This window comes from Mesorhizobium sp. M8A.F.Ca.ET.207.01.1.1, assembly GCF_004794715.1.
Lineage (GTDB): Bacteria > Pseudomonadota > Alphaproteobacteria > Rhizobiales > Rhizobiaceae > Mesorhizobium.
Genome location: NZ_SRUS01000003.1, coordinates 704643 through 716865, shown reverse-complemented (window position 1 = coordinate 716865; position 12223 = coordinate 704643). Strand labels below are relative to the sequence as shown.

The window sequence follows — 12223 nt, the reverse complement described above, 5'->3', positions numbered from 1 at the left end:
CCGTAGTTTGTGGTCGGCGGCGGTTGTGGATTTCGGGCCCCGGAATCCGCGCAAAGATCAGGAATCCTGAATTTGGAAGCCAATCCATTCGATCCGCCGGAAGGCTCTCTGCGCAAATCGGTCGGCCGCGGCGCCGTCGTGACCGCCATGGCGCAGTCGGTGCGGGTCGCCACGCAGATCATATCCGTCATCGTGCTGTCGCGGCTCTTGTCGCCGCAGGATTTCGGTGTCGTGGCCATGTGTGCGCCGGTGCTCGCCTTCATCGCCCTGTTCCAGGATTTCGGCCTGACCCAGGCGACGATCCAGAAGACAGGCATCCGGCACGAGGAGGTGAACTACCTCTTCTGGATCAACGTCGCCGTCAGCGCCATCCTGGCCTGCGTGCTCGCGGGCGCGGCACCCCTGGTCGCTGCCTTCTACGGCGAGCCGCGTGTCGCTGGCCTGGTGGCGGCATTGGGGCTGCAGATCCTGGCTTACGGCCTGGGCGCACAGCATCTGGCGCTGCTGACGCGCCGCATGCAGTTCGGCCGCCTGGCGATCATCGACGTCGCCGGGGCCGTGGCGGGTCTGGCGGTATCGATTGCCTGGACCTTCATCGACCGCTCCTACTGGGCGCTGTTTGCCGGCACGCTGACCGGGGCGGTGCTTCCGACGCTCTGTTACTGGGCAAGCTCGCGCTGGCGCCCGGGCATGCCGCGCAAGGTCGCGGGCATCAGCGAGCTGATCAATTTCGGCGCCGGCATCACCGGTTTCAATTTCGCCAATTTCTTTGCCCGCAATCTCGACAACGTGCTGATCGGCAAATACTGGGGCGAGGCCCAGCTCGGCCTTTACGACCGTGCCTACAAGCTGCTCCTGTTCCCGCTCAGCCAGATCACCAATCCGCTGTCGAAGGTGATGGTGCCGGCGCTGTCGCGGCTGAAGGACGAGCCGGACCGCTATCGCAGCGCCTATCTGCGCGTCATGCCGCTGATCCTTTTGGTGGCGCTGCCCGGCGTCGCTTTCGCCACCGCCATGTCCGATGTGCTGATTCCCTTCGTGCTCGGCGAGCAGTGGCGCGCCAGCGCCTCGATCTTCCTGGCGCTCGGCTTTGCCGGCCTGCTGCAGCCGCTCAACAATCCGGCGGGCTGGCTTTTCGTCAGCCAGGGCCGCTCCGGAGACTTCATGCGCTGGGGCATCATCACGGCGGTGACCTCGGTGCTTGCCTTCGCGCTCGGCCTACCCTACGGCGCGCTCGGCGTGGCGGTCGCCTATGCGGTCAGCGAGTATCTGCGCACGCCCTTCCTGTGGCTCTATGTCGGCAGGAGCGGACCGCTGCAAGCCGGCCATGTGCTGCGCGCGGCAACGCCGTTCGTGCTTGGCGCGCATCTGGCGCTGGGCGCGGTCTGGCTGGTCAAGCCGATGCTGCCGCAGCAGCATGTCGTTGCCCTGGCCAGCGGCGCCATCCTGGCCTACGCGATCACCATCGTCGTCGCGCTGGCATTCGCGGCCGGCCGCGAAGCCTTGCGGGAGGCCTTGAAGATGCTGCCTGCAAGAACGCCGGCGGCGACGCCGCGTGAGGCGCAATAATTTCGGCGCCTTTGTCGTCTAACCCTATCCCACCCGAGCATCAGGCCTGATCCATGCACTACCGATCGATCTCCGACATGAACGACGCGATCGTGAGCAACCTTCACCGGCTGCCGCGCGACATCGACCTGGTGGTCGGCGTCCCCAGAAGCGGCGTGCTGGCCGCGACGCTGGTCAGCCTTGCGGCGAACATTCCGATGACCGACCTGGATAGCTTCCTGGAAGGCCGGGTCTACACGTCAGGCATCACCAAGCGCAGGGCCGCACTCGACCGCAAAATCTCGGACATGCGCAAGGTGCTGGTGATCGACGACAGCGTTTCCGGCGGCAATGCCATGCGCGACGCCCGTGCCCGCATCAAGGGCGCCGGCATCGAGGCCGACTACACCTTTGCCGCCGTCTTCGGTCTGGAGCCCGAGCATCAGGAGACCGATCTGGTGTTCGAGGTCGTTCCGCATCCGCGCATGTTCCAGTGGAACTTCATGCATCACAAATTCCTGGCGCAATGCTGCGTCGACATAGACGGGGTGCTGTGTCTCGATCCGACCGAGGCCGAGAACGACGACGGGCCGGCCTATGAAAAATTCCTGAGCGAGGCGCGGCCGCTTCATGCCGTGACCCAAAAGATCGGCTGGTTGGTCACCAGCCGGCTCGAGAAATACCGTGCGTTGACCGAGGCGTGGTTGGCCAAGCACGAGATCCAGTACGACAAGCTCATCATGCTCGATCTGCCGAGCAAGGCGGAGCGCCAGCGGCTTGGCGCGCATGGCAGTTTCAAGGCCGATTTCTATCGCAAATCCGATGCCATCCTGTTCATCGAAAGCGAGCATGCCCAGGCGCTGAGGATCACGGAACTGTCGGGCAAACCGGTCCTGTGTGTCGAAACGCACATGGTCAGTTTTCCCGATGCGCTGTCGCTTCCGGCCCTGGGCCAAGCCGCGCGGAACCTGCCGGCAAGGCTGCGTCAGGTCAACTCGCAAGAAGGCCGCAAGAGCGCCGCCAAGACCATCGCCCGCGCCCTGCTTGGCGCGCGCGGCTATGAAACGCTGAAGAACCGGGTCAAGCGCCCAGCCTGACGCGGCGCGATCGGGTCGCTGTTTGACTAAGCGGCCTGGCGCGCGCTCTGCTGTGCCGCCCTGTCCAATATCGAGAAGAAGGTGACGAACTGACGGTCGGGGTCGAGCTCCGGCCGCCCGGCGAAGCTGCGCGCGAGGGCCGAGACCCGCTCATATTCCTTGTTGTCATTCCACAAAAGCCTGACGGCGGCGACCCAGTCGGCGAGCGGAGCATCATAGTCGAGCACCGCGCCGCCAGGGCCGATCGCTTCGGGCAGGCCGCCGCGGCGGGAGCCGACGACGGGAATGCCGCTGCAATGGGCCTCCGAGGCCACCCGCCCCCAGGCCTCTTCCCATTTGCTGGGCGCCAGCAGGATCCGGGTGCGGCCATAGACCGTCTTCATGTCGCTGGTGCGGCTTTCCAGCGTGACATTGCCGAGCGGCGCGATCGTCTGCTCGATGCGTGCCCGGTGATCGTCCGCCAGTTTCCAGCTTTCGACGAACAGGAAAGGGATTTCGGGGCACGCGCCGGCGATGCGCACCGCAAGCTCGAAGCCCTTTTCCTCATATGGGTTGATCAGGGTGACGAACTGGCCCGACGTCGGCGTGCTGTAGTGCGTCGGATTGATGGTCGGCGGGATTACGGTTGTCTCGATGCCGAACTCCCTGGCGTAGGTGCGCGCGGTGAACTCGGAATTGGCGATATAGAGCGCCGAGCCCAATTCGCGCAGGTCGCCTCCCAGTTCGTGAAACTCGACATTGCGGAGATAGACGACCAGCGGCACGCCCTTGGCCTGCAACGCCTTGCCGAGCGGAACCGATTTGTGACACTGGACCACCGCGACATCCGGCTTCACCCTGTTGACGGCGAAGGCCGCCGCCTCCCAGGGGAACCATGCCCGGATCACCGGGTAGCCGGGAAAACTGTCGACGACCGCGGGCTGGCGCAACAGCTTCATCTTTGCACGCGCCTTGAAGCCGAAGACACCATCGCCAAACAGGGCGGCGAGCACCGCGGCCTCATGCCCATGCTCGATCAACTGCTCTGCCAGATGGTGAGTGCTCGACTGGACGCCGCCGCTGAACTCCGGTGGGTAGCCATTGCCGCCTGCAAAGAGAACTTTCATGATCCCGGCTCCTCGTCTATCCATTTCAATGCCTCGGCCCATGAAGGCCCGCGTCCAAGGCCGCTTCAGGCAGTCTTTGGCGGATCAAGCGTCGCGAACGGATTTGTGCATGACTGCCATCCGGTGAACCGGATGGGATCATTGGGCGAACCGCGCCAGGCGTAGTCCGTCAGCATGTGGAATTCGGCAACAACCCAGCGGTCGAAATGCCCGAGGTCGCGCTGCTTCTGTTTTGGCAACAACTGGCGTGCCTGACCGAGCTTCGCCTTCTCGAGCAAGGTGACGGCATCGCTCAGTTTTTCGCTGGGAAACATTCCCGGATTGCGGTTGCGGAACTCGAGCACGAACTGCTGCAGGTGCTCGATGCGCATGTTCAGCCTGCCGAGGTATTTTTCGAGCGTGACGCGAACCAGGTCCTCGTCCGAGAACGAGGACACGGCCGCGTAGGCCACGCCCGTCGATGCAACTCCGCCTGCCATGATGGCCAGTGCCGAACGCCGCGTGATTTCGATCATCGCATACCTCCCCTCACGCCATCCGGCTCGCTGCCCGCAAGGACAGAGCTGCCGCGGTCAGGCTCGGATTGGCGCAGGAACAGCTGGGATAGGTACTGGTGCCGACGACAACCAGGTTTCTCAACCGGTGATGGATCATGTTGCTGTCGATTACCGAATCGGCCGGGCCGGTGCCCATCCGCAACGTGCCCTGGACATGCGATTCCGTTGGCCGGATCCCGCGGTCGAACAACCGCTCCACCGGTAGCGGGGCAAGCAGTCCAGGCAATTTCTCAAGCGCCCGGGCCATGCCTTTGACCGCGTAGTCCGACGGTGCCTTGAAGCTGACGAAAGCATTGTCGTCCTCGTCGAGAGTGACGAAATTCTCGTGGTCGAGCAGGTTTTCGGTGACCACGACCAGCGGCAGCGCCTGGCGCAGCCGCCCCTTCTCGGCGCGCATCCCGTGCTGCCAGCGGTTCTCGAAATAGACCAGGGCCGCCGCATGCTCGGACCGGTGCGGACCGTCATAGAGGCTGAAATTCAGGCCGGTGGTGATGGTGCTGCCGTCGAAATTGTCGACGCCGTCGAGATAGACCTCGAAATTCCAGCCATAGGATTCATGCAGGCCGCGCCCGACGAATTCATCTCCGAGGCCGGAGCGCAGCATGATCGCCGCGCTCTGGATGGCATTGGCGCCGAGAACGAAGAGGTCGCCGCTGGCCTGATATTCCTTGCCCTCATGGACGAAGGCGACCGAACGCACCGTGCCGCCGACATGGTCGAGCCGCCGCACCTCGGAGCCGAGGCAGACCGATACGTCGGGATGCTCGAAGACATGCATCAGGCCATTATTGGCGGTGAACTTGGCATCGGCCGGGCACAGCCAGCAACGCAGATTGGCGCAGCAGGAGCTGCGTTGCGCGGTCGGCACGCGGGCCCGCGCGGTCGGCATGACGAAATGCTGGTCGGGCTGGGCCGCCTTCATCATCCTGTCCGGCGTCGACATGCGATGCGGCGGCTGCGGAAACGGCCTTGAGCGCGGCAGCATCGCCGCCATGTCCGGATCGCCCGAGATCGACATGATGTCTTCGGCGTCGCAATAGAACGGCTCGACATCGTCGTAGCTGATCGGCCAGTCATTGCCGATGCCGTAGGTGCTTTTCAGCCTGAAGTCGTTGGGATGGAAGCGTGGCGTCTGCGCGAACCAGCAATTGGTCCCGCCGCCCAGCCCGATCGTGTAATTCCACGGCTTGTCGGAATTGGTCTTGTAGGTCGTCTCGTCGTCGATGTCGGTGTTGACGTTCTGGTCGAGCTGCCATTGATGCGTGTTGTGACGGCCCCATTCGAGGACGAGTATGCGCGCCTTACGCCCCCTGGCGAATTCATGCAGGAAGAAAGCCGAACCGAAGCCGGAACCGATCGCGACAACATCGAAATGATCCTTGGTGACTTGCTCGGGCTTGACGTCCAGCACCATCAGTCGCAACTCCTTTCCGCGCCGGGCGCAGCCGTAGGGTCGAGCGGTCTCATGCCGCCATTCTGCCGATCGAGTGATATTCGATGCCGTGGCGCGCCACGACCTTGGGATCGTAGAGGTTGCGGCCGTCGAAGATGACCGGCGTGGTCAGTGCATCCTTCAGCGCATCGAAGGACGGTGCGCGAAAACTCTTCCATTCGGTGGCGATCAACAGCGCATCGGCGCCGCGCAGGGCCGCTTCCTTGGTACCGCACAGCATCAGGTCGTCGCGCAGCCCGTAGATGGCCTGGCATTCCTGCATGGCCTCGGGGTCATAGGCCTGCACGTTCGCGCCGGCCTTCCAGAGCGCTTCCATCAGCACACGCGCTGGCGCCTCGCGCATGTCATCGGTGTTGGGCTTGAAGGCCAGGCCCCACAGCGCGAAGGTCTTGCCCTTGAGGCTACCCTTGAAATAGCGATGCACCTTGTCGAACAGGATGGATTTCTGGTCGTTGTTGCGCTCCTCGACGGCGCGCAGCAGCTTGGCGTCGAACTTGACGCCCTCGGCGGTCTTGATCAGGGCGCGTACGTCCTTGGGGAAACACGAGCCGCCATAGCCGAGACCCGGATAGATGAAGTGATAGCCGATGCGCGGATCGCTGCCGATGCCCTTGCGCACCTCCTCGATGTCGGCGCCGAGCTGTTCGGCGAGGTTGGCCATCTCGTTCATGAAGCTGATCTTGGTCGCCAGCATGCAGTTGGCGGCGTACTTCGTGAATTCGGCGCTGCGCACGTCCATCACGATCATCTTCTCGTGGTTGCGGTTGAAGGGCGCGTAGAGTTCGCGCATCACCGCCTCGGTTTCCTCGCTGTCGGTGCCGACGATAATGCGATCCGGCCTCATGCAGTCGGCGACGGCAGAGCCCTCCTTGAGGAATTCAGGATTCGAGGCGACGTCGAAGCTCAAATCGTCGCGGCCTCTTTTCTTCAGCGTCTCGGCGATCCTGGCCTTCACCTTTTCACAGGTCCCGACCGGTACGGTCGACTTGCCAACGACGATCTTGGCGGCATCCATCTCGCGGCCGATGGTCTCGGCGACCGCCAGCACATATTTGAGGTCGGCCGAACCGTCCTCGCCGGGCGGCGTACCGACCGCGATCATCTGGATTTCGCCGTGCCTGACGGCAGCCGCCGCATCGGTGGTGAACTTGATGCGGCCAGCGGCATGGTTCTCCCTGACGATGCTTTCAAGGCCTGGCTCGAAGATCGGGACGAAGCCCTGGTTGAGCCGCTCCACCTTGCTAGCGTCAATGTCGACGCAGACAACCTGGTGACCAACCTCGGCAAGCACCGCCGCCTGTACGAGGCCGACATAGCCAATTCCAAACACCGTCAAGTTCATTCGGTTTCATTCCCATCCAGGGCCTGGAGCCGTTTTCGGTCCGGCCGGTTCAATTCGTCTTTCCCAACTCTTTTAGGCTGCAGACCAGCGATTCCGGAAACTGGCAGGGCTGGCCGAGCGCGGTGAAGGCAACGCGCTCTACCTGCAGCGAAAGCTTGCGGCCCGGATCGGCGAACGCTCCCATCCAGCCCTTCATCGTCTCGCTGCCCCAAAGGCTGAAGAAAATCTTCTGCGCATGGCTGGGCAGCTTGGCGGGATCGGTGATGGTGTTCACCAACTGACCGTTGAGGTACCAGCGCAGACTATCCTTCTCCCATACGAAGGCATAGTCGTTGAAGGCACTGTCGGTGCCGCCGGCCACGTCGACCAGTTTTTCGTTCTTGCCCTTGCCGTTGATGTAGGCGTTGACCTGCACCTTGGACGTGTCCTTGGTCAGGATCTCGAAATCGATCTCGTCCCAGGGCTGCTTGTCGGACGGGCCGATATAGGAGAAGAAAGCCGCGTTGAGGCCGGGGCCCGTATCGGTTTTCATCCGTGCCTCATAGGTACCATAGCCGAAGCGCTGCTTGGTCTGGATCTCGCCGCAAGCGAACTCGCGATCCTTGGTCTTCTGCTTCGCGAAACCGAGCGAAAGAACGCCGTCGGAAAGCTCGACCAAGCCTTTCGACCAGGTGCAATTTTGATGGCTGCCGTTTGTCCAGCCGTCTGAAACGTACCAGCGCTCACGGTCGAAACTTTTGAAATCGTCGACGAAAGAGGGCGCGGACTGGATATCCTGCGCATGAGACGGGGTTGCCGGCAGGCTGCCAAGAGCGGCGAGCAGCAAAGCGGCCGCCAGACCGGACCGGCAGCCGAAATGCTGGATTGAAGGGGCGTCGATTGCTGTCGTGGACATGGTTTTTGGTTCCGAACTCATGACAAACTCACCTTTGCGCTGTGTCCCCAACCCAAAGTCGACGTTTGAACCGCTTCCAAACGGGCCAACCTTGACCTCTTCAATCACCCTCCCGACTGCCAACCTTGCATCACCTCCGTCGTAACGGTCCCGCGCCGCCACCTTCACCCTCGGCCGGCTCCCGTCTGCCTGGCCGATTCGACCGCAGCCGGCGAATCGGCGTCCGCATTCTCGTCGAAGACCGCATCCAGCGAATGACGGAGCTCGCGCATCATGCCGCCCTGGCGCGCCAATGCCGCGATGCGGCGCTCGCTGTTCAAGATCGACTGCGTCAACGCGCTGACCTCGGACGAGCGGCGGTCGGAGGCGGAACCATTTTCCATGGCTTCAACGAGGAAAGCCGCGTTGGTCGCCTCCTTCTGATAGCGGCTCTCCAGGCCGGTTTTCTCGGCATCGATTTCGGCCGCGATCTGCTCGAACAGCTTCGCCAGCCGGTCGAGACGTGCAACATCGGTCTGCCTGTCGCGGGCCGGATCCCTTGATCTGAAGCCGAATATCGAGGCCATGAACTTAAATTCCCGTCATCGCTGGCTTTTTGGGCCGGCTTTCTGGCCGGGCCACTGGCCAATCCCCGCAACCGGGGCTGAAAACTCGTACCGCGTCGTCCACTCCTCCGCCGAAGAGAGACTTCGGACCAGTCCGATCGGGGGCCAGTTCGGCTGGTCGTTCAGTTTGCTGCACCGCAACATAGACTGCCATCCCCGGAGCCGCGAGGCAACCACCCAATTCGTAAACTCATAAATCCGATCGAAATGGTTGCGTGGTGGGCGGGCGGCGGGCCGGCAAGAGCCAACGCTCCCGCGCCTTACCGTGCCTTGCCCGTGCTGGTTCCGGCCATCAGGAAACGCAGCGGCGGCACGTGTTTGTTCCTGGACACGAGGCCAACGCTGCGAAACAGCGCCTCGAGTTTGTCGGACGCCACGCCCTGGACGATGGGAAAGAAGTTGGATTGGCTTGCGAACGCATAGGCCGCGGCCGAAGCCAGGCCCCGCTCGGCCTTCACGTCGAGGAAATTGCGCAGCCGATATTTGTCGCGCACATGCCTCTCGTGCCGCCGCAATACCGCCTTGGACCCTTCCGGCAGGCTGTCGATGGCCAGCAGCGCCAGATCGGCATCGGCCAGTCGCTTCAGATCCTGCGTCTTGTGGCGGCCGCTGAGCGAATCGGCTCGCACGATAGCGCCGTAGCCACAGGAACGGATGACCTTGAACCGGGCCCCGTGGGCGACCGCCCGCGCGTAAAGCTCATAGTCCTCACCCAGTCGCAGGCTTTCGTCGTAGCGCAATCCGTGGCGGTCGAGGAAGGCACGGCTGATCACGGGCTTCAAGAAACCGAGTTCGCCTCTTTGCACGCGGCGCCTGGAGATGTTGCCTTCCACGAACCGTTCGAGATTGAGGAATTCGGGATCGGCGGCAAAATCCGGGGCGACGATCTTGGTCGCGTCGCCGGTCGCGTCATCCCTGATGAGCATGATGTTGTCGGCGGCGAAATCCCAATCGGCGCTGGCAAACAGGTTGCGAAACCGGCCATTGAGGAAGAAATCGTCGGCGTCCAGAATGCTGACGAACGGCGCTCGTGAGCGGGTGATCGCGGCGTTGCGGGCAAAGGATGGACCGCGATTGACGTCGAGGCGCATCACCGAGAGCCGGCCGCTGCCGTCGTCGGCCGAGCGGGCGACCTCGGCGGTATTGTCGGTAGAGCCATCGTCGACGACGACGACCTCCGCCACTTCCGGTTCGCGCAGCGCGGATGCGATGGCAACCGCGATCGTGCGCGCCGCGTTTTTGGCCGCGATGATCACGCAAACCTCGGATTTCGTCATCGACATGGAATTTGCCTCTTGCACAGGTTTCGTTCTGCCCTCGCCCTGTACACGTTCGATATCTGCCCTCGTGGACTGGCCGGCCGTTCGAAGATGCGGCGGCTGATGTCCGCCGACGCGGCCCAGCCAGCCTCGGCCAGGTAGCGGACGGGAGCCCGGCCGCACAATTCCCACAACACAGTCCGCCGCTGCGGCCAGCGCAGCGACGACAGCCATGGCGCGATGACCATGTTGAGCAGGTCCTCATTGCCGATGCGCGACAGGATCGGCTTGGCCCGCTCCGATAGAAGCGTGCCGGTGCCGCCTAGCAGCACGTCGGCGGCGCGCAGGCCGAGCAGCAAGGTGTCGTCCAGTCCCTGGCCTATCGCGGCATCGAGCACACGCTGCTGATCGGCCTCGCCGAGGCGAGCGGCGCTGGCCCTGATATCGCAGACATAGCCGGCGCAGGGCTCGCGGTTGAACAGGGCCTTGGCGACGCTGATGCACGACAGCATCAGTGTGTCGGCGGCCGAAGTGAAAGGGACCTCGACGCCGGTGATCTCGACCAACCGTTTCCGCCGCAGGAACCCGTCGGCATCGCGCGGGCTGGGCGAGCCGGGCTGCTGGAGCCGGTAATGAAGATCGACCGTGGATGATCTCGGCCCGCTGCCGCGAACCATGTGCTGTTCGCCGAGGAAGCGGATCCACCAGACCGAACGCGACTTGCCCGACACCTCGTAGCCGATCAAGCGCAACGCTTCGCGCGTCTTCAGGAACCCGGCCGGCGCAACCAGGATGTCGACATCGCCCGCAGGCTTCATGAAGTGATCGTCGTAAAGCAGATGCTGCTGGAACGGCCCCTTCAGGAAGACGAAATTGATCCGCCGGTCGGCCAGCGCCTCGTTGATGGCCATCGAATCCATCAGGCAGGCGGCGTTCATCGAAACCGTCCTTCTGCGATAGGTTTCGAGCCACTGGAAGAGCTCGCCCGGCCTCTCATGCGCCGGCGCACGCGCCAGCGCCTTCAGAACGAAGACACCGACCTTGTTCAGCCTGGCGATATCGGTGACGGCCTCGACCGAAAGGTCCGAGGGCAACGCCTCGGCGGCCGGGGCGGCGGGCGCCGCGAAATACAAACGTAAGCAGGCCCGCACATAGGCGATCTCGTCGGCGCAGTCGGTTGCGCGCAGTCGTTCATAAGAGCTTTCCGGCAAGGCCATTGAGCGCACAGTCTCCAAAAAACGGTTTGCGCGTCGCGTATGCTGCAAGTGCGAAACAAAGCATCCTTAAAAACCGCGGCGCCGTAAAGCCTTTCCTTTCGCGGTGCAAGATTTTGCAACCATAGCGTTTGCCGGCTTCCTCCGAAGGTGACGAGGTGATGGACGGAACACCCCGTCGCGGTGCCATCGGCGGTGGCCAGATGAAAGAGGGATATAGTTTAGCGCTATCTAAAATCAATCGCTTGCGTGAATTTCCCTTCAGGAATTCCCCTTAAAAATGACCAAATCAATGATTTAAAGTGTTGTCACTAGCAAACGCCGAAGTGAAGCAGCTTCCCTTCCTAAATGGCGGATTTCTCACATGGGGAGTGACGTTCGCAACCCATAATTGATTAACGGCGGGTAAATGAGACTTGACTCATAAATGCTGCTATGCAGCTATTGCGCCGCAGCATGAAAGTGCTGACGGTAATCGACAGGCCGTTTCCAGTCCTTGATAGGAGAGTACAATGGAACAGAATGTTGAAAAGCAAGAGTACGAAACGCCAAACCTGACCGTGCATGGTTCGATCGAGACCATCACCCAGGGCGGCGGCGGCAGCACGGCGATCGATGCGTCGTTCCCCGCACATACGCCAATTGGCGACCTCACGTTCTCTTGAGACTATCCTGATCCCGGAGGATGACGTTGGAACCTCCAGTATCCAAAAATCATAAGAAGGAGCCGGGGGTGAAAATCCCCGACTCCTCCAGCCTGTCGATGCGGGGCAACGTGTTGCGAAAGAGGTTTTAGGATGAACTGGAACCCATCCGACCGCGATTGCGTAAGCGCGACCAAGGATGCCGTGGCCTGCGAATTCGGCGAAGGCCTCGCGCTTCTCAACCTGAAATCCAATATCTACTACAGCCTCAACGGTGTCGGCGCTTTCATCTGGGACCTGATCCAGGAGCCCAAGCCGGTCGCCGATATCCGCAGCGCCGTCCTCGCTCGCTACAATGTCGACGCCGAGCGCTGCAAGGGCGACGTCGACGCATTGCTGAAAGGCCTGGCGGAAAACGGGCTTGCGAGGCTTGAGCATGAGGCCGTCGTCTAGGCAGGTGTCGCAGAAGGCCATGGTTGCGCGGCAAAGACCTGTGACGCAGA

12 protein-coding genes are annotated in these 12223 nt (G+C 62.5%); 4 read left to right on the top strand and 8 right to left on the bottom strand.

Annotated elements, in window-relative coordinates:
• Positions 1-72 precede the first annotated feature (72 nt).
• Both EN850_RS12170 and EN850_RS12165 read left to right on the top strand, forming a co-directional pair.
• The gene (locus tag EN850_RS12170) at positions 73-1569 is read left to right on the top strand and encodes a lipopolysaccharide biosynthesis protein (RefSeq protein WP_135862310.1); all 1497 of its coding nucleotides are present in this window, start codon (positions 73-75) and stop codon (positions 1567-1569) included.
• Positions 1570-1622: 53 nt separating this feature from the next.
• The gene (locus EN850_RS12165) at positions 1623-2645 is read left to right on the top strand and encodes a phosphoribosyltransferase family protein (protein ID WP_136091319.1); all 1023 of its coding nucleotides are present in this window, start codon (positions 1623-1625) and stop codon (positions 2643-2645) included.
• Positions 2646-2671: 26 nt separating this feature from the next.
• Here the strand turns inward: EN850_RS12165 and EN850_RS12160 are convergent, their stop codons facing one another.
• The 8 genes from EN850_RS12160 to EN850_RS12125 form a co-directional block, all read right to left on the bottom strand.
• Complete coding sequence (locus EN850_RS12160; RefSeq protein WP_135921609.1) at positions 2672-3751, bottom strand: glycosyltransferase; 1080 nt, start codon at positions 3749-3751, stop codon at positions 2672-2674.
• 65 nt (positions 3752-3816) lie between these two features.
• On the bottom strand, positions 3817-4266 hold the full coding sequence (locus EN850_RS12155; protein WP_127872987.1) for a hypothetical protein: 450 nt from the start codon (positions 4264-4266) through the stop codon (positions 3817-3819).
• A 13-nt stretch (positions 4267-4279) separates the two neighbouring features.
• Positions 4280-5722, bottom strand: a complete 1443-nt coding sequence (locus EN850_RS12150) for a GMC family oxidoreductase (protein ID WP_136091318.1) — start codon at positions 5720-5722, stop codon at positions 4280-4282.
• Between the two features lie 49 nt (positions 5723-5771).
• Positions 5772-7103, bottom strand: a complete 1332-nt coding sequence (locus EN850_RS12145) for a UDP-glucose/GDP-mannose dehydrogenase family protein (RefSeq protein WP_127872985.1) — start codon at positions 7101-7103, stop codon at positions 5772-5774.
• Between the two features lie 49 nt (positions 7104-7152).
• A complete protein-coding gene (locus EN850_RS12140) occupies positions 7153-8019 on the bottom strand; it encodes a family 16 glycosylhydrolase (RefSeq protein WP_136091356.1) in 867 nt (288 codons plus the stop codon).
• A 143-nt stretch (positions 8020-8162) separates the two neighbouring features.
• A complete protein-coding gene (locus EN850_RS12135) occupies positions 8163-8564 on the bottom strand; it encodes a hypothetical protein (protein ID WP_135883688.1) in 402 nt (133 codons plus the stop codon).
• 299 nt (positions 8565-8863) lie between these two features.
• Complete coding sequence (locus tag EN850_RS12130) at positions 8864-9886, bottom strand: glycosyltransferase family 2 protein (RefSeq protein WP_135862318.1); 1023 nt, start codon at positions 9884-9886, stop codon at positions 8864-8866.
• A complete protein-coding gene (locus EN850_RS12125; RefSeq protein ID WP_136091317.1) occupies positions 9877-11079 on the bottom strand; it encodes a nucleotidyltransferase family protein in 1203 nt (400 codons plus the stop codon). The genes EN850_RS12130 and EN850_RS12125 overlap by 10 nt, the downstream gene beginning before the upstream one ends.
• Before the next feature lie 509 nt (positions 11080-11588).
• On the opposite strand from EN850_RS12125, the gene EN850_RS12120 reads away from it, so the two are divergent.
• Both EN850_RS12120 and EN850_RS12115 read left to right on the top strand, forming a co-directional pair.
• Positions 11589-11741, top strand: coding sequence for a lasso peptide (locus EN850_RS12120; RefSeq protein ID WP_127279240.1), 153 nt, complete (start codon positions 11589-11591; stop codon positions 11739-11741).
• A gap of 132 nt (positions 11742-11873) precedes the next feature.
• Positions 11874-12173, top strand: a complete 300-nt coding sequence (locus tag EN850_RS12115; protein ID WP_127279241.1) for a PqqD family protein — start codon at positions 11874-11876, stop codon at positions 12171-12173.
• Positions 12174-12223: the final 50 nt, after the last annotated feature.